We start from the raw sequence: 23,069 nt of genomic DNA, 5'->3' as shown, positions 1-23,069 counted from the left end.
AATGCAAATAATTTTTAGGCGCACCTAAATACAAGCGCTTTTTTCACAAAGAAAACCGTTTCTTTCAATAAATTAAGGAGGATCCCATGATTTTTATGACAAAAAATGGTAGAATATGAATGAAAACGACTATTATTTTATATTGACGGAGGATATCATGACCGAAAACTATCAAGATGACACCTTACGCATCTTCAGTTTAAATGCAAATCGACCACTTGCTGAAAAAATCGCAGCATCAGTAGGAACAGAATTAGGAAAAAGCACCGTGCGCCAATTTAGTGATGGCGAAATTCAAATTAATATTGAAGAAAGTATTCGTGGCGATCATGTCTACATCATCCAAGCAACGAATGCCCCTGTAAATGATCATTTGATGGAATTGCTTATTTTAATTGATGCATTAAAACGTGCTAGCGCAAAAACAATTAATGTTATTTTGCCTTACTATGGTTATGCTCGCCAAGACCGCACAGCGAAACCAAGAGAACCCATTACTGCGAAATTAGTTGCTAATATGTTAGTAGAGGCAGGCGCAACACGTTTGTTAACATTAGACTTGCATACTGTTCAAGTCCAAGGATTTTTTGATATCCCAGTAGATAATTTATTTACAATGCCTTTGTTTGCTCATTATTATCGTCAACAAGCATTAGTAGGGGAAGAAATTGTGATTGTTTCGCCTAAAAACAGTGGCGTTCAACGCGCACGTAGTTTATCGGAGTACTTAGATGCGACCTTAGCAATTGTAGACCATGAAGAGATTGATGGGGTGCGTCAAGAAGGTTACGTTATTGGGAATGTCGCTGGGAAAAAATGTATTCTTGTTGATGACATTTTGAATACTGGTCAAACGTTAGCCACAGCGGCGGAAGTTTTAATGAAAAATGGTGCGCAAGAAGTGTATGCTTGCGCCTCGCATGGTTTGTTATCAGAAGGCGCAAAAGCAACCTTAGAAAATGCGCCAATTAAGGAAATTAGTATTACTGACTCTGTTTATACGACAGCAGACCGCCAACCAGCAACCTTGAATATTATTTCTTGCGCTGAGTTAATGGGGGAAGCGTTACTTCGTATTCATGAAAATAAACCAATGAGTCCATTATTCCGTTTAGAACCAAAAGGAGAATAAGTGATTCCTTAAACTAGAAATAGGTCTAACAACTTTAATAGTGTTGGGCCTATTTTTCTTATCTCTTTTATAAATAGAAGAGAAAGTATTCTGATTTTGTGTTTTAAGCTTTTTATGCTAGAATAACGCCAGAACATAAGGAAAGGGACGAGTCATTTGGAACCCATTTATTTAGATCATGCGGCAACAACACCGCTTCATCCAACGGTCATTCAAGCGATGACTGAAAATATGCAAACGACTTTTGGCAATCCATCAAGTATTCATCAGTTTGGACGAAAGGCACACGGTCTTCTGGAAGAAGTGCGTCAAACGATTGCCGAGAGCTTACAAGCCAAACCCCACGAAATTATTTTTAATAGTGGTGGCACAGAAGGGGATAACACAGCCATCTTGGCAGTTGCTTTTTCTCGTCAAAAGGAAGGAAAACATATTATTACTACGGCAATTGAACATCCCGCTGTATTACGAACGATGGAATACTTAGAAACGTTAGGCTTTGAAGTGACTTACTTGCCTGTGAATGAAAATGGTCAGATTTCAATGGATCAATTCAAAAAGTCTTTACGCGAAGAAACGATCTTGGTTTCAATGATGTATGGCAATAATGAAATTGGAAATCGATTACCAATTGCTGAAGTTGGTGCAATTCTTAAAAATCATTCGGCGATTTTTCATACAGATGCCGTCCAAGCTTATGGAAGTGAAGTCATTTTACCTCATGAATTAGGGATCGACTTATTAAGTATTTCCGCTCATAAAATCAATGGTCCAAAAGGCGTAGGTTTTTTATTTAAAAGCGATGCAATCCAATTACCACCTCTTTTACATGGTGGGGAACAAGAAGAAAAACGACGTGCGGGCACGGAAAACTTAGCTGGAATTATTGGCATGGGTACTGCCGTTTCATTACTAACTTCTACAGAAAAGCAAGCAAGAAAAACAGCTTATCAAAGTTTTCAAACGATTATTTTAAAAGCGTTAGAAGAAGCCAATATTGATTTTTCAATTAATGGTGAACCAACCAATCGTTTAGCGCATGTCTTAAATCTTCATTTAAAAGGAATTCCCAGTGATTTGCTCTTAATGCATTTGGACTTAAGAGGTATTGCGATTTCAACAGGCTCGGCTTGTACAGCGGGAACTGTGGATCCTTCGCACGTGTTGACAGCGATGTATGGAGAAAATTCCTCAGCTATTAAAGAATCAATCCGGATTAGTTTTGGCTACGGGAACACACCAGAAGAAATTGCGACTTTTTCTGAAGTACTAGTTGCAGTGATTCAACAATTGAAAAAATAATCTGATTGCGGCAGCTACAGGTTTTCGCTATAATGAAGATAACAATGAAAATAACGAGGTGGAACCCATGGCATTTACAACAACGGCTGCTGTTGAAGGCTCAACAGTTTTTTACAAAGTACATCCTAGTGCAAAACGCTATACATTAAAAGATAACGGCTTTACTGAAACAAAATCAGGGAACTTTCAATTGATTCGTTCCTTAGATCCAACGCCTCAGAGAAATGAAGGCTTCAAATTGAAAATTACGATCACTGCTGATCTAAAAGAGTTGAAAATGTCCATTACAACGGCAAATGGTTTAAAACCAATGAATATTTTCAAGAATGAACAACATGAAATGAGTAAAGAAAAATACTTTTTCTTAATGGATGGCTTAATTAGTCGAGGTGTATTAGAGAAAGTAGAATAATTTAGAGAAACCTGAAGAAACAAGTGAAAGTAGCTTGTTCCTTCAGGTTTTCTGTTTATTTGAAAGCAATAGCTTGTTCGCTGTGCCTTTGTTCCAAGTATTTTCTCATTATACGCCCGGCTTGCTTTACTTATTTCAAAAAAATAGTATAATGAAAAGCACTGAAAAGTTACGACCTTCAAATCGTGGATGATTTCAGAATCTAATTGAAATGATGGTGATAAAATGGCAGATAACAGCAAAACGCGTGTCGTGGTAGGCATGAGTGGCGGTGTCGATTCATCTGTCACAGCGTTGCTTTTAAAAGAGCAAGGCTATGATGTAATTGGGATCTTTATGAAAAATTGGGATGATACAGACGAAAATGGTGTCTGTACCGCAACTGAGGATTATAAAGATGTCGCAAAAGTAGCGGATCAAATTGGGATTCCGTATTATTCGGTCAATTTTGAAAAAGAATATTGGGACCGTGTGTTTGAATATTTTTTAGCAGAATATCGGTTAGGACGGACACCAAATCCAGATGTCATGTGTAATAAAGAAATTAAATTTAAAGCATTCCTAGATTATGCTATGCAACTAGGCGCTGACTATGTTGCAACTGGCCACTATGCGCAAGTAGAAACGGATGAAAATGGCGTAGTGCATATGTTACGTGGAATTGATAATAATAAAGATCAAACCTATTTTTTAAGCCAATTATCACAAGCCCAATTAGCAAAAACAATGTTTCCATTGGGGGGCATGGAAAAATCAGAAGTTCGTGCAATTGCTGAACGTGCTGGATTAGCCACAGCCAAGAAAAAAGACTCAACGGGCGTTTGTTTTATTGGTGAAAAGAATTTCAAAGAATTTTTGAGTAATTATTTACCAGCTAAAAAAGGCAACATGGTGACAGAAGATGGCGAAATCAAAGGACAACATGATGGTCTGATGTATTATACTATCGGTCAACGCCAAGGCTTAGGAATTGGTGGCGGCGGTAAAACACAAGAACCATGGTTTGTAATTGGGAAAGATTTAACTACCAATACATTATATGTGGGACAAGGATTTCACCATGAAAAACTATATGCAACACATTTAGAAGCTAGTGAGGTTCATTTTACTGTTGATACACCAATGCCAAAAGAGTTTGACTGTACGGCTAAATTCCGTTATCGTCAAGCAGATATTCCAGTGCATGTTTCCTTATCTGAAGATGGCACAAAAGCAACCGTTACGTTTAAGGAACCAGCGCGCGCAGTCACTCCAGGTCAAGCTGTTGTTTTTTATGATGGGATGGAATGCTTAGGGGGCGGCTTAATTGATCGCGCCTACCAAGATGAAAAAGAACTACAATACGTCTAAAAAGTTTCACGAGTTGTGAAACAAAAAGGATGAAGTCAACCAAAAAAAAGCGGATATGCTGGTCATAAAACCAGTAAATATCCGCTTTTCTTTTTTATTTTATATACCTATTTTTTTAAAATAAGAAAAAGGAGAAAAATTAAAAATTAAAATTGTGGATAACTTTTCTGTGTATAACTCAGGCATCATTTTTCTCTTTTTTTAATTCGGCGGTGCTTCGACGAACCCATAGAAGGTTAATGAGAACCAGACAAGAAGTGGAAATAAAGACCCCACGATAACCGAAAGCGGCAGATACGCTTGAACCAATCATAGGACCAATCACATTTCCTGTCGCTTGGAAAGATTGATTGTAACTGAAAATACGACCTGCAGCGTCACTTGGGGAATAACGAGTAATCAACGTTTGAACAGCTGGTAGTAAACAGGCATCGGAAATCCCAACTAAGAAACGAAGCATGGCAAGCTGCCAGACATTTTGAACAAAGGCCATTGGTAGGTAAACGAAAATGGCTAAAATTAAACCAATTGTCAAGATGCGTTCACTGCCAATACGATCGCCTAACCGGCCGAAACGTGGGGCGGCTATTAACGTTGCAATCCCTGGAATAGAAGCAATGACTCCGCTAATTAAGGTGACATTTCCGTGACCACCCAACAATTGTTGAATATATAAACTGATGATGGGACTAATTGAATTATTGGAAGCTTGAATGATTAATGTCGTAATAAACATTCCAAGAATCACGTGGGGATGTTCTAGTTTTTTTAAAATTTGTTTCCCAGATGCGGCTTGATTTTTTTCAATTGGCACAAACTCTTCATGGACAAAGATGAGACTCAAAACAAAAACGAGTAATAAAATCGTACCAGTAATAAAAAAGGTTGGCCGATAACCGAAAATAGACGCAGTGACACCGCCCAAAAGAGGACCAAGCAACGTGCCGGTAACAGAACCAGTGGCTAAAGTACCAAGCACTTGGCCGCTTTTTTCCTTAGGTGTGCCTGTAGCAACTAACGCAGTCGCATTACTGATATAACCAGAAAAAACACCTTGTAATAAGCGTAAGCCAATCAATTGATAAACACTTGTGACTGCGCCCATTAAACTAATGACGATAGCCATCCCTAATGAAGCGCGTAATAACATTAACTTGCGTCCTTTTCGGTCGGCTAAACGGCCCCACCAAGGTGAAACAATGGTTGTGACTAAAAAAGTGGAAGAGAACGTGATTCCGCTCCAAAAATTCAATTGTTGGTGGGTAAAAGTACCTAATGTGTTGATGTAAAGAGGCATGAATGGCATCACTAAGCTAAAGCCAATACCAGCCATAAATGTGCCAAACCATAAAACAAGCAGATTTTTTTCCCAAGGTTGTCTTGGACGGAAAATTTTACTTTTAATTAATTCATACATTCTATTTCCTCACTTTCTAGTAAAGAAATTCAAATTTGGCTTTGGCGAGTCGTTGATCATTCAATGCTTGATGCAATTCATTCGCAAAAAAGCCTTCTTTTAAATTTAGTGGATTTTTTGTAGCGTATACATATAACGTATAGGTGTGCACACCAGAGCGAGGACTTAACCCCAGATAACGTTCGGTTAACTCAGGTAACGTTTCAGTGGCAAGCGCAGGAATCATCTGTTTCCCCAAAGGAGAAGCAAGACTATTTTTTCCTTGAATGGTAGGCTTGAGTGCTGTTCGACTAAAGTCTTCAGGAATCTCATTGGTTACAGGAACATTGGCAGCTAACCAATGAATAAAAGGGAAACCGATTAGAGGAATCGTGTCATAATCAATTAATTCCCAGGATAAATAGCGGGCTTCTTTAGGAATGGCCGCTAAAGAAATAGGAAAAGATAAAATAGGACGTTCGTGTAATAAAAATTCTGCACTGGTTCGTTTGCCATAACGATCGGCCAAATGAGAACGGTTGGTAATATGCATGCCAAACAGCCTTCTTTCAAAAATGATGTTTACAAATTATTATTATAAACTATAATTTATAGTTTAAAAATAGTCAATAGATATGATAAACTAATACTTGTCCAAAATTTAAGAATTGGAGGCGTCAGAAAGATGGCAAAAAAACGGAATTTAACGAAAGCCAAAATCCTTGAAAGTGCCCGCAACCTAGCGGAAGAATTGGGCGTTCAACAATTAACCTTTCAAAATTTAGCCGTTGATTTAGGCATCAAGTATCCTTCACTCTATAATCACTTTAAAAATATTGCTGAAGTAAAAAATGCTCTAGTGGACTTGTTAATTCAAGAATTAAATGATGCATTGCGACGAGCCTTAGTGGGTAAGAGTGGCGCAGAAGCAATTCGGATATATGCTGAAACGTACCAACAATTTGCTTTTGAAAATTCTGCAGTCTATGAATTACTTATCAGTGTGCCGAAAACGCAAAACCAACAATTAATTGAAGGCATCCATGAAACCAATCAAATTATCTTACAACTTTTAGCTTTTTATCCATTTAATAATGAAGAACGACTGCATAAAAGTCGAGAATTACGTAGCTTAATCCATGGTTATATTACCTTACGTTTTTTAGGTTATTTTCAACGCGAAGAAGCCACGCCAGAAGAAAGTTATCGTCGCATGATTGAAGATTTTATTGCTTCTTTAGAAGTGGCAGGATAAAATAAATTTCAAAAATTTCTCAGTCCGAAACCAAATCCTTGCAACTTTTTCAGAAAGTGACTATGATACCTACAGTAGCAAAAAAAGGAGCGGTTCAATGTATCAAGTAATTACAATGTATGGCGACAATGAACCTTGGTGGTTTTTTGATGATTGGCAAGAGGACATTGTTCAAGAAAAAACCTTCGATAACTTGACCGATGCAGAGACATATTATGTGGAAGTTTGGCAAAAACTTTCTCAGAATTATACATACGTCAACACAAAGCCTAATTATTTAACGGCTTTCTGGAATGATGGGGAAGAACGCTGGTGTGAAGAATGCGATGAAGATTTACAACAATACTTCGGTTTAGCATTACTAGAAAATCATCATGCAGTTACTTTTGAAAATAAAGCTGAGTTTACCACAATATCCAATCATTTTGGCAAAACAAAATTCTGCAAACGGAAAGTTATTTGAAACGCATGAGTTTAAAGAAAAACCTCAGGGAATTTTCTTTAAACTCTTTTTCTATTCTCGGAATTTAGAGAAAATCGAGCTAATATTTGGTATAATACGAAAAGATAGCACTCAAAAAGGAGCGAAACTAGTGGTTGCAAAACAATTAATTATTGCCGAAAAACCTAGCGTAGCAAAAGATTTAAGCCGCGTTTTAGGAGCAAATCAAAAAAATAAGAATTATTATGAAGGACCCAACGTGATTGTCACCTGGGCTTTAGGCCATCTCTTAGGACTAAAAATGCCAGAAGATTTAAACAAAGAATGGCAAACGTGGCAAATGGAAACTTTACCGATGATTCCTAAGAATTTAGGGATTAAACCGTTACCGAAAACGGGACATCAATTAAAAGCGATTAAACAATTAGCCAATCGTAAAGATGTTTCTGAAGCCGTGATTGCCACCGATGCTGGTCGTGAAGGTGAATTAGTGGCCCGCTGGATTTTAGAATATGTCCGTTTTAACAAACCAGTCAAACGCTTATGGATTTCATCTCAAACAGACAAAGCCATTAAAGACGGGTTTAAGAAAATTCGCCCAGCGAAAGACTACGATAATTTGTATTACTCTGCCTTGGCGCGCGCAAAAGCTGACTGGTTAGTTGGGCTAAACGTCACACGGGCGTTGACAGTGAAATATCAAGATAACTTATCCGCAGGTCGTGTTCAAACACCAACTTTAGCAATGGTACGCCAACAAGAAAAAACGATTGAACAATTTAAGCCTCAAACTTATTTTACTATCTCGTTATCTGTTGAATCAGAAAAAGCAAAGATGACCCAAAAAAATCCATACGCTTTAAAAGAACGGCAGGAAGCAGAACAATTAGTCAAAGAACTCTCAAAACAAAAGGGCTTAGTTACCGATATCCAAGAAAAAGTTAAAACAGAAAATGCGCCGTTACCATATGATTTAACCGAAATCCAGCGTGAAGCCAATCAGCGATTCCAATTTTCTGCAAAGAAAACGTTGTCTCTTGTGCAAAGTTTATACGAAACCCATAAAATTGTTTCCTATCCTCGAACTGACAGCAAATATCTAACGACGGATATGAAAGGAACGATGAAAGAACGACTTCAAGCCATTGCTGATTTTTCACCAGAAGTGAAAGGCTACCTTAAAAATGGGGCCGTTGTTAAACAACAAAAAGTTTTCCAAAATGCAAAAGTCACAGATCACCATGGGTTGATTCCAACTGAACAACGTCCTCGTTATGAAAAGCTAAGTAATGATGAACAAAAAATCTATCAAATGATTGTTCAACGATTCTTAGGTTTGTTTGCTGAGCCAAATCAAACCAAACAAACAAAAGTTACAGTCGCTTTTGGAAAAGAAACATTTGTCTTTCATCAAAATAAAGTAGTTGTTGCTGGCTGGAAAACAACAGCCGAACAGCCGCTGTCCATTGTCCAATGGCAAAAAGGCATGACCGTTGCGCCAAACTTTACCATTAACAAAGAATTAACGTCGCCGCCAAAACCATTAACCGAAGGAACGTTGTTAGGAAAAATGGAGAAACACAGTTTAGGCACACCGGCAACGCGAGCTGAAATCATTGAAAAACTGATTAAATCAGAATTGATGGAACGAACCAATAGCGGTTTAAGTGTCTCTGCCAAAGGAAAGCAACTATTAGACTTGGTGAATCCATCACTTGTGACACCTGAACTAACGGAAAAATGGGAAAAATCGCTCGAAGCAATCGCTTCGGGTCAACAAAAGAGTCAACTTTTCTTAAAGGATATTGAAGAGGATACGAAAAAATTAGTCCGTGAAATTAAACAAAGCGAGAAAAAATATCAAGATTTTTCCATTACGCAAAAAAAATGTCCAGATTGTGGCTCAAACTTACGGGAAAAAAATACAAAAGATGGGAAGATTTACGTTTGTACAAACCAAGAATGTTCTTATCGTCGGCGAAAAGATCCTAAAGTATCCAATCACCGTTGCCCACAATGCCATAAAAAAATGGTCATCATAGAAGGAAAAAATGGTCGTTCTTTCAAATGTAAATTCTGTTCGATTACTGAAAAAATTCCCGATAAAAAAGAACGAAAACAAAAAATGACTAAACATGAAGAACGTCGTTTGATGAAAAAATATTCACAACCAGACGAACCAGAAGAAAGTGCTTTAGCACAGGCCTTAAAAGCCGCTATGAACCAAGAGTAGCGATTTGACGAATGTTGGCTCTAAATAATCAAGTCATCCTTGTTGGTCTTTAGTAAACTTTCAAATAGAAAGAGAGGGACACGGATGCTCGCAAATTTAAATCAAGCAATGGATTATATTGAAGAACATTTAACGGAAGAAGTATCCTTCGATGAATTGGCGAAAAAGACAGGGATTTCTGTTTACCATTTTAAACGAACTTTTTCGTTTATTGCGGGGATGAGTCTGGCTGAGTATATTAAAAAGAGACGTTTGGCGGAAGCAAATTTAGCATTACTTGCTGGTGAAAAAGTGACAGATGTAGCTTTTAAATATGGTTATCAAAGTATTGAAGGATTCTCAAGAGCCTTTCGCGATTGGTCAGGACAAGCCCCTTCTGAAGTAATGAAAACACAAATCCAAAAAACGTTCCCTAAATTCTCTTTCTATATTGATATTAAAGGAGGACAATCAATGGATGTTAAATTGATTGAAAAACCAGCGTTTCAAATAGTCGGAGTTAGTCAGAAGGTTCCCTTGCAGTATCAAGGGGAAAATCAAGCAATCATGGAATTAGCACAGCGCATTACACCACAACAACGAGCGGAAATGCATACATTTGATGATGTATATCCTCATCAAGTAGTAAATGCTTCTTTTGACTTTCAAGAGGGACGAACAACAGAAGGTGGAGAAATGACACACATGATTGGCTTTGCCACTTTGCAAGAAAATATCTATGAAGATTTGGAGCAACTAAGCGTACCTGCTCATACATGGGCGGTTTTTCCTAATGAAGGTCCTTTCCCACAAACATTACAAGAAACCTGGGCAAGGATATTCTCTGAATGGTTGCCTTCATCTGGTTACCAAGTCGTTGCAGCACCAGAAATTTCGTTTACGCAATATCAAGGACCAGCAGAAGCTAAGTACAGTGAAATCTGGCTCGCTGTTACAGCTACTAAATAAAGAAAACCCACCATTGAAAAATGGTGGGTTTTTCCGCCAAGAAGGAGAAAGTTTGGTATAATAAACGTGAAGAAAAAAATCAGACCTTCTAAACTGAAATCTAGCTATGGATAAGTGATGCGACTACGGAATCATGGAGAAAAAATAATTCTCCGAGGTTTTAGAGTCATGTTGTTTAGAATGGTACCAAAACCTGCCAGATTTCAGAGCGGATGAGCTGCCTGTTTTAGAGTCATGTTGTTAAAAAACAAACTATCACCTCAAGCAATCCGTAATTTTCATCACAAGATTAGAATTTTTATCATCAAAGACGAGCTGCTTCAATTTTCGAAAACTAATCAAGTGATAAGTCAAAATGTTGATAGATTGAGATTAGTTCTTCCTTTTTTTAGGAAGGGCTTTTTTTATTGATAGAAGAAAGGGAAGAAATCTTGGTAGCACCTAAAAAAATTGTGAGAAATGCTTCTGTATTGTTTGGTTTCTGCATCAGAAAGTTGTATACTTAGATTGGAATTATTCTATATTACATGCATTTTCACACTTTTTGGAAAAGTTCACTTGAATTTTCTTTTAGTTTCGTAGATAAAAGGAGTCATCGCTAATGGAAATGAACAATTCAGGTAAGCTTGTTTCTTTGTGTGGAGGCAAATCAGGGAGGAAATAATATGTTTGATATTGTAACATTGGCGAGAATCCAATTTGCGATGACAACAGTTTTCCACTTTTTCTTCGTACCGTTTTCAATAGGATTAGCACTTGTTGTAGCAATTATGGAAACAATGTACGTTGTGAAAAAAGAGGAACGTTATCGTAAAATGGCCAAGTTTTGGGGAAATATATTCCTATTAAGCTTCGCTGTTGGGGTTGTAACCGGGATTATTCAAGAATTTCAGTTTGGGATGAACTGGTCTGATTACTCTCGATTCGTCGGAGATATTTTTGGTGCACCGTTGGCGGTAGAAGCGCTCTTAGCTTTCTTCTTAGAGTCAACATTCTTAGGTTTGTGGATCTTTACTTGGGATAAAATGAATCCGAAAGTTCACGTAACCTTTATCTGGTTAGTCGTATTCGGTTCAATGATGTCTGCTTTCTGGATTTTAGTTGCCAATAGTTTTATGCAACATCCAGTAGGTTATGTCATCAATAATGGCCGTGCTGAAATGGTGGACTTTGTAGCTGTCATCAGCAATCCAAAAGTTTGGTATGAATTTTCACACGTTATCATGGGCGCCTTTACATTGGGCGGCATGGCAGTAGCTGGTATGGCTGCTTTCCAATTGTTGAAAAAACGGGATATTTCATTCCACAAAGCATCTATGCGCATTGGCTTATGGGTTACTTTGTTCGGTTCAATCGGCGTTTTATTAGCTGGCGACTTGCAAATGAAAGCTCTAATTGAAGGACAACCAATGAAATTTGCGGCGATGGAGGGGGCCTATGAAGACTCTGATGATCCTGCTGCTTGGACATTGATTGCTTGGGCAGATGAACGAGAACATAAACAAGTTTTTGGTATCGATATTCCATATATGCTAAGTATTTTATCGTATAACAAATTATCAGGTTCGGTTGATGGAATGGATACAGTCAACAAGCGTTTGGTAGAAAAATATGGGGATGATAAAAATTATTATCCACCAGTTAACACTTTATTCTGGAGCTTCCGTATCATGGCTGGTTTTGGTGCCTTAATGTTATTGGTTGCTGCCTTAGGACTATTCTTTACAAGGAAGAAAAAACCATCTCTGTACGAGAAGAAATGGATGCTGTGGATTGTTGCTTTATGTACGTTCGCGCCATTCCTTGCGAATACAACAGGTTGGTTAGTCACTGAATTAGGTCGTTATCCGTGGACTGTCTATGGACTATTTACGATTGAACAAAGTGTTTCACCAAATGTATCGGTTGCTTCATTAATTACGTCAAATGTCATTTATTTCTTATTATTTGCTGGTTTAGGTAGTGTCATGGTTTACTTGGTTATTTTAGAATTACGTAAAGGACCAGACTATGAAGCGAAAAAATTAGCGAAAGAAAATGAACCAGCGTTGGATCCATTTGATAAGGGGGTATTTGGCGAATGAGTACACTACAATTATTATGGTTTGTCCTTATCGGCGTCTTGTTCTCAGGTTTCTTCTTCTTAGAAGGATTTGACTTTGGTGTTGGAATGGCCGTTCAAACGTTGGCACACAATGACGACGAAAAAGATCAAGTCGTTGCAACAATTGGACCTGTTTGGGATGGAAATGAAGTTTGGCTATTAACAGCGGGCGGCGCAATGTTTGCCTCTTTCCCATATTGGTATGCTTCATTATTTAGTGGCTACTATTTAATTCTATTTACGATTTTATTTGGCTTAATTATTCGCGGAGTTTCCTTTGAATTCCGCCACAAAATGCCGGAAGGTAAACGTCGTCGGATGTGGAACTGGACGCTATCAATTGGTAGTTTCCTTGTACCGTTCTTCTTTGGTATTTTGTTTATCAGCTTAGTCCAAGGAATGCCTTTAGATGCAAACGGCAATATGCATGCGCAATTTACGGATTATTTTAATCTGTTTTCAATTGTTGGTGGAGTAGCCTTAACATTACTTTGCTACTTACACGGCATGAACTATATTGCTTTAAAAACAGAAGGCCCAATTCGCGAACGTGCTCGAAATTATGCAGAAATCTTATACGGCGTTTTATATGTCGGTTTAGTTGTTTTTGCAGTGTTGATGTACTTCAAAACGGACTTTTATGAAAAGAACTTTGCGGTCACTTTAATTTTAACGTTAGCAATTGTGGTCTTAACGGTCATTGCCAATGTTGGGGTGTTTAAACGCAAAGAGATGTTAGCTTTTCTAGCGAGTGGTTTAACATTAGTTGTACTAGTTGCTCTCTTGTTCAGTGGCTTGTTCCCACGTGTTATGATTGGTAGTGAAGGTTTTGATTTGTTGATTAAAGATGCAACAAGTACACCATATACACTAAAAATTATGACGTGGATTTCTTTAAGCATTTTACCATTCGTCTTAGCTTATACTGCTTGGTCCTATTATATTTTCAGAAAACGTATTTCACAGACAGCCGTACCAGAGGGGTATTAAAACTATGATTGATAAAGACATCTTACAGATGCCTAAAATCAAAAAAATTCTTGTCTTGCTTGCAGGTTTTTCTTTCCTGCAAGCAGTCTTTATAATTGGGCAAGCTTTTTTTCTTTCAAAAGCCATTGTCGGCCTTTGGAGTGGCGGGCATCTTAACCAACAACTACAGAGTATTTTACTCTTTTTTATTTTTTATCTTGGTCGACATGTTATTACGTATTTTCGTGAGAGAATGCTCGATACATTTAGTTATGAACGCTCAAAAGAATTACGCGAACAATTGTTAACCAAAATTTTCCGTTTGGGGCCAAATGTTGTTCAAAAAAATGGGACTGGAAATATGGTTACCATGGCTTTAGAAGGCATCAGTCAAACCGAAAATTATTTACAATTGATTTTGACAAAAATGATGAATATGATGATTATTCCTTGGATTATTTTGGCCTTTGTTTTTACACAAGATATTCGTTCAGGCGTAACATTGCTGATTGTTTTTCCGATTATTATTATTTTTATGATTGTGTTAGGTTATGCAGCACAAAGTAAAGCGGACAAGCAATATGCTGCGTTTCAAATGCTTTCCAATCATTTTATTGATTCCTTGCGAGGAATTGACACGCTTAAACTGTTTGGGTTGAGTAAAAAATATGCTGGGAGTATTTACCATACAAGTGAACGATTCAGAAAAGCGACCATGAGTACGTTGAAAATTGCTATTTTATCAACTTTTGCGTTAGACTTTTTTACGACATTATCGGTAGCTGTTGTGGCAGTTTTCCTTGGATTAAGTTTATTAAACGGCACGATTTTATTATTTCCTGCCTTGGTTACTTTAATTTTAGCACCCGAGTTCTTTTTACCGATTCGTGATTTTTCAAGTGATTATCACGCAACCTTAGATGGAAAAAACTCTTTTCAAGCGATCCAATCGGTATTAGCATTGCCAGAAGCAGAACAGACCGATGTGCTCACGTTAGATGATTGGCATCAAGAAAGTCAGTTGTCAGTCACAGCGTTAAATTTTTCCTATGAAGATGCAACGCAAGAAGCAATTCAATCGTTGCAATTCTCTGTTGATGGTCGTAAAAAGATTGGAATTATCGGGGCGAGTGGTTCTGGTAAGTCAACGTTAATTAATTTATTAAGTGGCTTTTTATTACCAACAGAAGAAACGAGTCAATTGGCAATAAATGGCCAAACGATTCCACATTTTTTACAAAAAGACTGGCAAAAGCAAATCCTTTATATTCCGCAAGCGCCATATATTTTCCAGGATACTTTGGCAAACAATATTCGCTTTTATACACCTGAAGCAACAGATGAGGCGATTCAGCAAGCGATTCAGTTAGTTGGCTTAGACGAGCTGGTTAAAGATCTTCCCGAAGGAATTCATACCTTGATTGGGGAAAGCGGTCGAATGTTAAGTGGGGGACAAGCGCAACGAGTAGCGTTGGCCCGCGCCTTTGTTGATCAAAAACGCCACGTCTTGCTGTTTGATGAGCCGACAGCGCATTTGGATATTGAAACAGAAGTTGAAATGAAAGAGCGCATGTTGCCATTAATGAACAATCATCTTGTCTTCTTTGCGACACATCGTCTGCATTGGATGGAAGAAATGGATTACATTTTAGTGATGGAAAAAGGTCAATTAGTGGAACAAGGAACGCTAGCAGAGTTGATTGAAAAAGATGGCTACTATGTTCAATTAATGAAGCAAATGAGAGGAGGACGCCAATGATGGAAAAACAGCCGACAACGAAAGACGTTTGGAAAAACGATCAATGGGTTCGTCCTTTCTTAAAACGCTATAAAAAAACCTTGTATTTTGCCTTACTTTTAGGCTTCTTGACGTTCTTTAGCGCAGGGGCATTAATGTTTACTTCTGGTTACTTAATCAGTCGTGCGGCTTCCTTACCAGAGAATATTTTATTAATTTATATTCCCATTGTTTTAACAAGAGCATTTGGGATTGGCCGTCCTGTTTTTCGTTATGTGGAGCGTCTAACGAGTCATAACTGGGTGTTAAAAATGACCTCTGATCTGCGCTTAAAACTTTATAATGTGCTAGAAAAAGATGCGATTTTCTTTAAGACAAAATATCGCACTGGGGATATCTTAGGTTTGCTTTCAGAGGATATTAATCATATCCAAAACTTGTATTTACGAACGATTTTCCCAACCGTTATTGCTTGGATTTTGTATATCTTTTTAGTGATTGCATTAGGTTTCTTTTCTTGGTGGTTTGCTTTATGTATGTTACTGATGTTAGGAGTGGTTGTTTTTCTATTGCCACTTGTTTCAGTTCTAGTGAATGGTGCGCGTCAAGAAAAACATAAATATGCCAAAAATGAGTTATATCAAACACTAACCGACAATATTCTAGGTGTGTCTGATTGGGTATTTAGTCAACGAGGCTCTGAATTCGTTGCTCGTTATGAGACAGATGAAGCAAACGTTCGTGCATTGGATGAAAAAATGAAGCAATTTAACCGTGGCCGAGACTTTGTTTTACAACTTCTGTTTGGCGTGATTGCGATTGCTGTCTTAGCTTGGACTAGTGTACGGTTTCCAGGTAATCATGGGGGCGCAGCCAATTGGATTGGTGCCTTTGTTTTAACCGTTTTTCCGTTAATTGATGCCTTTGCTCCGCTACCTGCTGCAGCACAGGAAACAACGATTTATAAGGATTCCATTCGTCGTTTTAATGAGCTTCCTGAAGGGGAAGATGACTCAACAGAAGCGCCTGTTCAGCCAAATGGTACCAGTTTATCGATAGAACATTTGTCTTTTGCATATGAAAATCAAGAGAAAAAGGTATTAAATGACTTATCGTTAACAATTCCTGAAAAACAAAAATTAGCGATTTTAGGGCGCAGTGGTTCCGGAAAGAGTACGTTGGCTTCGCTCATTCGTGGTGATTTACGGCCTACTTCGGGAGAAATCCTTTTAGGAAACATCCCAACTGAGGCATTTGGAGAGACGATGACTGAATATATTGGGGTTATGCACCAAGCACCGTACCTATTTCGAACAACCATTTTAAATAATATTCGGATTGGTAGAGAAGAAGCGAGCGAAGCAGAAGTTTGGGCGGTTTTAGAAAAAGTTGGCTTAAAAGAAATGGTTGCCCAATTACCAGAAGGTTTACAAACAATGGTGGATGAAGCAGGTTTGCGTTTTTCTGGTGGCGAACGACATCGCTTGGCACTAGCGCGGATTCTTTTGCAAGATACACCGATTGTGTTATTAGACGAACCAACTACTGGTTTAGATCCAATTACAGAACAGCAATTGCTGGAAACCTTTTTTGAGGCATTAAAAGATAAAACCGTCATCTGGATTACCCACCATTTGCAAGGCGTAACTTTGATGGATCAAGTGATCTTTATTGAAGATGGCCAATTAGAGATGAGTGGTACACCAGAAGAATTACTTGCAACCAATGCGCATTATCAAAAACTTTACCGAATTGATCGTGGCATTAGTTCTTTCGAGGAATAAAAAAACGACTGGTTGTTGATTAAAGCAAACAATCAGTCGTTTTTCTATTTCAATTAATGGCAATTCTTCCATAAAACGTTTAAAATGAACGATGTAATAAGAGCTCAGTTAAGGAAAGTAAGGTTTCTTTTGCTGTGCCATCAGGCAATTGTTGAATATCAGTGATTGCTTTGTTGGTTACTTTTTTAGCAAAAGCTTGTGCTTCTGTAACGCCATGATAGTCATTTACTAGCGCCGCAACTTCAGCTGCCTCTTCTAAGGTAATGGCGCGTCCTTTATCCAAATAAGGGCTGAATACGTCAGGTGCTGCTTGATAAGCGAAGAGAAGGGGTAACGTATAAACACCTTGTGACAAGTCTTCTAAAGCGGGCTTTTTCAAAGTTTCCGTGTCGGCAGTATAATCTAAAATATCGTCATAGACTTGAAAAGCAATGCCAATATGACGGCCAATTCGTTTAGCTAAACGTTGGACTTCTTTTGAACTATGACCGAAATAGGCCCCTTCAAGACAGCTTAGTGAAAAAAGTTCGGCTGTTTTTCCGTTGACACTTCTTAAATAAGCAGGAATCGACATGCGGCGGTCAAATCGATGACTCATTTGATCGAGTTCACCAAGTAATAACCGTTTCATTCCTTGTGCATTGATTTTCATAAATTCAGAGCCATTCATGGCATCTGCAATCAAAGTAAAGAATTCAGTGAATAGTAAATCACCTGTGTAAACAGCCACGTCTTTACCATATTGTGATTGAATAGTCACAGCGCCTCGGCGCAATGGAGAATCGTCAATAATGTCATCGTGAATCAACGTAGCCATATGTAGGATTTCCAAAGATGCAGCTATTTTTAATAGTTGTTGTTTCTCTTGTTTTTCTTCATCACCCAGTTGAGCAAAAAGAAAGAAAAAAGCGGGGCGTAATAATTTGCCGCCAGAACGAGCCAAAGTTACTAAGGCTTCTTCAATGTCTTCGTTGCGTGTATGCAACGTTTGTTCAATTAATTCACATGTTTCCGTTAAAGAACGTTCAACGTCAGGAAACGACTTCCAAAATGTGTTCATAAATATACTACGATCCTTTCAGTGGTTCAATACTATTTGATTGTATACGAATTGGCGACAGAAATACAGTAATTAAGTTTTAAAAGTAACAAAGTTTGTAAAAAAGTAGCGGAGGGATAGTTTGAATCGAGAAGTATTTTTTGAATTAGTAGAATTAAAAGCAAAAACGGCTAGTGTTTTGCCATTTTTGTTAGGAATTTGTTTTAGTTGGTACCAATATGGGCGGCTCCATGTCGGCTATGTTTTAATTTTTTTCATTGCGATGTTTATTTTTAATATGGCGGTCGATGTTTTAGATAATTATAATGATTACCATCATGCCACAGAAGTTCATGATTATAAGGAAAAAACGAACATTATCGGTCGAGAAAATTTATCTTTGCCATTAATACGCAAAATGATTTTTTGGATGATTCTCGTTTCTGCTTTGATGGGGATTGGGTTGTCATTTATTGTCGGCTGGCCGTTATTAATTATGGGTCTTTATTGTTACTTAATTGGTATTTTTTATTCATCAGGACCGAAACCTTTGTCCAGTTTACCATTAGGGGAAGTTTTCTCAGGATTTACAATGGGGTTCATGATTACCCTTATTTGTGTCTACATTAATACGTTTGAAGTTTTCAATTGGTCAGCAGCTAATTTATGGGGGATTTTCTTAGTCGCCTTACCTAACACTTGTTACATTGCTAACTTAATGTTAGCAAATAATATCTGTGACTTAGAGGAAGATGAAAATAACAAGAGATATACATTAGTTCATTACCTTGGCAAAGCAAGTTCTTTGAAATTATTCGTCGGATTAAATACAATAGCAATGTTAGCCATTTTGTTAGCTGTCGGTTTAGGATTAACCCCGCCAACAATGTTACTCATGCTTTTAACTTTACCTTTTGTACGGAAACAAACCCAAGCCTTACTGAAGGAACAAGTGAAGAGTAAAACATTTGTTTGTGCTGTGAAAATCTTAGCTGTGGGAGCAACTGCACAAGTGCTATTTTTTGCCATAGGTTTGTGGTGGCTGTAAATTTTTTATAGAGTGGAAGGGAATCAAAATGAATAAGAAACATGTTGTTATTTTAGGTGCTGGTTACGCAGGCTTAAAAACATTACGCGAATTACAAAAAGGCGCCAAAGACGTCGAAATTACTTTAGTGGATCGTAATAACTATCACTACGAAGCAACGGACTTGCATGAAGTTGCTGCTGGAACACAACCAGCTGAAAAAATCACATACAATATTATGGATGTTGTCAATGAAAAAATGACCACCTTTATCCAAGGAACAGTTAAAACAATTGATGCTGCAACACAAACAGTTGCTTTAGAAGGTGGCCAAACAATCAATTATGATTACTTAGTTGTTTCTCTTGGGTTTGAATCAGAATCATTTGGTATCCCTGGTGTGCAAGAACATGCTCTACAAATGGTAGATGTGAAAACGGCTTTAAACGTGTATGAACATATCCAAGAACAAATGCGTCAATACAAAGCAACTCAAAACGAAGAATTCTTAAAAATTGTTGTCTGCGGAGCAGGCTTTACAGGGATTGAATTATTAGGTTCTCTTGTTGAAAACAAACCAAAATTTGCTGAAATCGCAGGTGTCTCAGCAGATCAAATCCAAATTTATTGTGTCGAAGCAGTTACTCGCCTATTGCCGATGTTTAACGAAAAACTTGCGAACTATGGTGTGCAATTATTAAAAGATTCAGCTATTCATTTATTATTAGGTAAACCGATTAAAGAAATCAAACCAGGCGCAGTTGTTTATCAAGATAACGAAGCAGGCGACTTGGCAGAACTTTCTGCTAAAACAATTATTTGGACAACGGGTGTTAGTGGAAGCCACGTTGTAGGCGATTCTGGATTTGAAGCTCGTCGTGGTCGTGTCATGGTTCAACCAGATTTAACAGATGCGAACCATAGCAACGTCTATATTATTGGTGACTGCTCAGCAGTTATGGATTCAGAAACTAATCGACCTTACCCAACAACAGCACAAATCGCCTTGAAGATGGGCGCTCATGCTGCTAAAAATATTCAAGCACAATTGAAAGGGGAAGCAACTAAACCTTTCAGCTTTAAATCACAAGGTTCTGTTTGTTCTGTCGGAAATACACGTGCTTTAGGAATTGTTGGTAAAACAGACATTAAAGGATACCCAGCTTCATTCATGAAAAAAATTATCATGAACAAAGCGCTCTTTGAAACAGGTGGTACCAAAGAAATGATGGCTAAAGGTCGTTTCGACTTATACCATTAAGAATCAGCAAAATAAGAAATAATGGAACAGTGGTTGAGAGACCATTGTTCCATTTTTCTTAAATGAAAGTTTTTAAAAAATTTCCATGATTTTTCAAGTAAAATGAGGTGGGCACTTTTGTTCGATTCCATTTTTATGTATAATGAGAAGTGATGGAAAGAGGGAAGTTAAATGGCACAAAAAAGAGCAACAAATAAGAAAAAAAGTACGACAAAGAAAAAGACCAAAAAACAACAGCAACAACAAGAACGTTTAAATTATATGTTTCTTGGCCTGATTTTTATTTTATTCGGTGTCTTTGGACTCTTTCGCTTAGGGTTTTTAGGCACGTTATTAGCAAATTGTTTACGCTTAGTTGTAGGTAATACCTTTCCATTTGCAGCGATTTTACTAATCCTGTATGGCTTATTAGTCATGATTTATGGGAAAGATTTTCCGTTAAAAAGAGGGCGCCCTATTTTTGGAGCTGCTCTGATTTATATTAGTGTTTTGTTATTTTTCCATGCCTTTATGTTTCGAAATGTTAGTGGTAGTCAACCAGATATTTTAGGTAACACTTGGGAATTTTTGCAAAGCGATTTAAAAGCCAACCAAGTGACGCAAAACGTAGGGGGCGGTATGATTGGCGCGCTGCTTTATCAAGGAACGTACTTTTTGGTGGCACAATTTGGCAGCTATTTAATTGCCACATTGCTACTGTTAGCGGGTATTTTCTTGATGAGTATGTGGGATTTTCAGCAAATTGTTGATCATTTCCAAAGTATTCAAGATCGCCTAAGTCATGTTTCGGCAAAATCACAGGCGCGACAAGAAGAAAAAGAGGCGAAGCGAGCAGCGAAGAAAGAAGCCAAAGCTGCAGAACGCCAAGCAAAAATTGAAGCCGCTGCCCAACAAAAATTACAAGAGCGGGAACGCATGGAACAAGCGGCAGCCGAGCGCTTAACAAAAACACCAGTTGAAACCCACCAACCAATGGTGGAAGAACCGGCTGCACCAACGCCTGTTCAAATTGATTCGTTTCAACAGCAAAATCAGGCGATGCCTGTACCACCAATCGCAGCAACAAAACCGCAACGAGAGCAGGAAGAAGAGGCGTCAGATGAAGCTGGTGTTCTCGAATTTGAAATTTCTGAAGAAGCGGAAGATCGTGATTATCAACTACCACCAACTGATTTGTTAGATACAATTCAAGCAACGGATCAAAGTAGTGAATATGAAAAAATCGAAAAAAATATTGGCGTCTTAGAACAAACCTTCAAGAGCTTTGGTGTTGATGCTAAAGTAGTCAAAGCTAGTTTAGGACCATCTGTCACAAAATTTGAAGTTCAACCCGCTGTTGGGGTAAAAGTTAGCAAAATTGTTAACTTGACGGATGACATTGCTTTAGCGCTTGCGGCCAAAGACGTTCGTATGGAGGCCCCAATCCCTGGCAAATCACTAATCGGGATTGAAGTTCCTAATAGTGCAATTAGTACAGTATCCTTTAGAGATATTGTTGAGGCACAACCAAGTCATCCAGATAAACTACTAGAAGTACCTTTAGGTCGAGATATTTCAGGGATGGTTCAAACTGCGGATCTATCAAAAATGCCGCATTTATTAATTGCAGGATCGACAGGGAGTGGGAAATCGGTTGCTATTAATGGCATCATCACAGGTATTTTGATGCAAGCGAAACCCCATGAAGTAAAATTAATGATGATTGACCCGAAAATGGTGGAATTGAATGTGTATAACGGGATTCCTCATTTATTAACGCCAGTGGTTACTAATCCGAGAAAAGCGGCCCAAGCCCTACAAAAAGTAGTTCAAGAAATGGAATTTCGTTATGAAAAATTTGCAGCAACAGGCGTCCGAAATATTACTGGTTACAATCAACTAATTCAACAGAAAAATGCGGAAGATGGCGAAAATCGTCCGATTCTACCATTTATTGTTGTCATTGTTGATGAGTTAGCTGATTTAATGATGGTGGCAAGTAACGAAGTAGAAGATGCGATTATCCGCTTAGCCCAAATGGCACGGGCAGCGGGTATTCATATGATTTTAGCGACACAACGGCCAAGTGTGGATGTCATTACAGGAATCATCAAAGCAAATGTCCCTTCTCGAATGGCTTTTGCGGTCTCAAGTGGGACAGACTCGCGTACCATTATTGATACCAACGGGGCGGAGAAACTATTAGGTCGAGGCGATATGCTCTTCTTACCAATGGGAGAAAATAAACCAATTCGTATCCAAGGGGCCTTTATCTCTGATCAAGAAGTCGAACGAGTGGTTGCGTTTGTAACGGACCAACAAGAAGCTGAATATCAAGAAAGCATGATGCCAACAGATGAACCGACCACTTCAGGCGGTGGCGAAGCTCCTCAAGATGAGTTGTTTGAAGAAGCGAAAAACTTGGTGGTTGAAATGCAAACAGCTAGTATTTCATTGCTACAAAGACGTTTTAGAATTGGCTATAATCGTGCGGCTCGCTTAGTGGATGAATTGGAAGCACACGGAGTTATTGGACCATCAGAAGGTAGCAAACCAAGAAAAGTCTTTCTACAAGCGGAATCAGAAGAGGCAGCAACTGAAACGCCAGAACAATAAACAAAAAGAACAAAAATAGATAAATTTATCTATTTTTGTTCTTTTTTTATAATTTCAGCAAAGCATCATGTTATAATCATCA

General features: G+C 38.1%; 18 protein-coding genes. 15 read left to right on the top strand and 3 right to left on the bottom strand.

Going from position 1 to position 23,069, the window contains the following annotated elements; genetic code table 11:
- The first annotated feature begins 157 nt into the window (after positions 1-157).
- The 4 genes from HMPREF2810_RS07895 (at position 158) to mnmA (ending at position 4,196) form a co-directional block, all read left to right on the top strand.
- Positions 158-1,132: a ribose-phosphate diphosphokinase gene (locus HMPREF2810_RS07895; RefSeq protein WP_002362076.1), complete on the top strand. Its 975-nt coding sequence runs from the start codon at positions 158-160 to the stop codon at positions 1,130-1,132.
- 156 nt (positions 1,133-1,288) lie between these two features.
- Complete coding sequence (locus tag HMPREF2810_RS07890) at positions 1,289-2,434, top strand: cysteine desulfurase family protein (protein WP_002366913.1); 1,146 nt, start codon at positions 1,289-1,291, stop codon at positions 2,432-2,434.
- A 67-nt stretch (positions 2,435-2,501) separates the two neighbouring features.
- A complete protein-coding gene (locus HMPREF2810_RS07885; RefSeq protein WP_002356959.1) occupies positions 2,502-2,846 on the top strand; it encodes a DUF1831 domain-containing protein in 345 nt (114 codons plus the stop codon).
- 225 nt (positions 2,847-3,071) lie between these two features.
- Positions 3,072-4,196, top strand: coding sequence for a tRNA 2-thiouridine(34) synthase MnmA (mnmA, locus tag HMPREF2810_RS07880; protein WP_002362075.1), 1,125 nt, complete (start codon positions 3,072-3,074; stop codon positions 4,194-4,196).
- A 178-nt stretch (positions 4,197-4,374) separates the two neighbouring features.
- Here mnmA and HMPREF2810_RS07870 read toward each other — a convergent pair whose 3' ends face one another.
- A complete protein-coding gene (locus tag HMPREF2810_RS07870) occupies positions 4,375-5,613 on the bottom strand; it encodes a multidrug efflux MFS transporter (RefSeq protein WP_010715327.1) in 1,239 nt (412 codons plus the stop codon).
- Between the two features lie 16 nt (positions 5,614-5,629).
- Complete coding sequence (locus HMPREF2810_RS07865) at positions 5,630-6,145, bottom strand: YbhB/YbcL family Raf kinase inhibitor-like protein (RefSeq protein ID WP_002362073.1); 516 nt, start codon at positions 6,143-6,145, stop codon at positions 5,630-5,632.
- A 132-nt stretch (positions 6,146-6,277) separates the two neighbouring features.
- On the opposite strand from HMPREF2810_RS07865, the gene HMPREF2810_RS07860 reads away from it, so the two are divergent.
- The 8 genes from HMPREF2810_RS07860 to cydC all read left to right on the top strand — a co-directional run bounded on the left by HMPREF2810_RS07860 (position 6,278) and on the right by cydC (position 17,065).
- The gene (locus HMPREF2810_RS07860) at positions 6,278-6,847 is read left to right on the top strand and encodes a TetR/AcrR family transcriptional regulator (protein WP_002356965.1); all 570 of its coding nucleotides are present in this window, start codon (positions 6,278-6,280) and stop codon (positions 6,845-6,847) included.
- Positions 6,848-6,944: 97 nt separating this feature from the next.
- Entirely contained in the window at positions 6,945-7,310 is a 366-nt protein-coding gene (locus HMPREF2810_RS07855; RefSeq protein WP_002356966.1) for a DUF1033 family protein, read from the top strand.
- 130 nt (positions 7,311-7,440) lie between these two features.
- On the top strand, positions 7,441-9,522 hold the full coding sequence (locus tag HMPREF2810_RS07850) for a DNA topoisomerase III (RefSeq protein ID WP_010715326.1): 2,082 nt from the start codon (positions 7,441-7,443) through the stop codon (positions 9,520-9,522).
- An 84-nt stretch (positions 9,523-9,606) separates the two neighbouring features.
- Positions 9,607-10,470, top strand: a complete 864-nt coding sequence (locus HMPREF2810_RS07845) for an AraC family transcriptional regulator (RefSeq protein WP_002419711.1) — start codon at positions 9,607-9,609, stop codon at positions 10,468-10,470.
- Between the two features lie 665 nt (positions 10,471-11,135).
- Positions 11,136-12,554, top strand: coding sequence for a cytochrome ubiquinol oxidase subunit I (locus HMPREF2810_RS07840; protein ID WP_002356974.1), 1,419 nt, complete (start codon positions 11,136-11,138; stop codon positions 12,552-12,554).
- Entirely contained in the window at positions 12,551-13,564 is a 1,014-nt protein-coding gene (cydB, locus tag HMPREF2810_RS07835; RefSeq protein WP_002419710.1) for a cytochrome d ubiquinol oxidase subunit II, read from the top strand. Before HMPREF2810_RS07840 ends, cydB begins: the two co-directional genes overlap by 4 nt.
- Before the next feature lie 4 nt (positions 13,565-13,568).
- Entirely contained in the window at positions 13,569-15,302 is a 1,734-nt protein-coding gene (gene cydD / locus HMPREF2810_RS07830) for a thiol reductant ABC exporter subunit CydD (RefSeq protein ID WP_010715325.1), read from the top strand.
- Positions 15,299-17,065: a thiol reductant ABC exporter subunit CydC gene (cydC, locus tag HMPREF2810_RS07825; RefSeq protein WP_002364246.1), complete on the top strand. Its 1,767-nt coding sequence runs from the start codon at positions 15,299-15,301 to the stop codon at positions 17,063-17,065. Before cydD ends, cydC begins: the two co-directional genes overlap by 4 nt.
- Positions 17,066-17,144: 79 nt before the next feature.
- Here the strand turns inward: cydC and HMPREF2810_RS07820 are convergent, their stop codons facing one another.
- Complete coding sequence (locus tag HMPREF2810_RS07820) at positions 17,145-18,125, bottom strand: polyprenyl synthetase family protein (protein ID WP_002360015.1); 981 nt, start codon at positions 18,123-18,125, stop codon at positions 17,145-17,147.
- Positions 18,126-18,246: 121 nt separating this feature from the next.
- Here HMPREF2810_RS07820 and HMPREF2810_RS07815 point away from each other — a divergent pair, with 121 nt between their 5' ends.
- The 3 genes from HMPREF2810_RS07815 to HMPREF2810_RS07805 all read left to right on the top strand — a co-directional run bounded on the left by HMPREF2810_RS07815 (position 18,247) and on the right by HMPREF2810_RS07805 (position 22,987).
- Positions 18,247-19,152, top strand: coding sequence for a prenyltransferase (locus HMPREF2810_RS07815; RefSeq protein ID WP_002419707.1), 906 nt, complete (start codon positions 18,247-18,249; stop codon positions 19,150-19,152).
- 28 nt (positions 19,153-19,180) lie between these two features.
- Positions 19,181-20,392 carry an NAD(P)/FAD-dependent oxidoreductase gene (locus HMPREF2810_RS07810; RefSeq protein WP_002419706.1) on the top strand — a complete coding sequence of 404 codons (1,212 nt, stop codon included), beginning with the start codon at positions 19,181-19,183 and terminating at the stop codon, positions 20,390-20,392.
- Between the two features lie 171 nt (positions 20,393-20,563).
- A complete protein-coding gene (locus tag HMPREF2810_RS07805; RefSeq protein WP_002419704.1) occupies positions 20,564-22,987 on the top strand; it encodes a DNA translocase FtsK in 2,424 nt (807 codons plus the stop codon).
- Positions 22,988-23,069 lie beyond the last annotated feature (82 nt).

Source organism: Enterococcus sp. HMSC078F03, assembly GCF_001811595.1.
Lineage (GTDB): Bacteria > Bacillota > Bacilli > Lactobacillales > Enterococcaceae > Enterococcus > Enterococcus faecalis.
The sequence above is the reverse complement of the archived record's forward strand: the minus strand, read 5'-3'. Positions and strand labels throughout refer to the sequence as shown.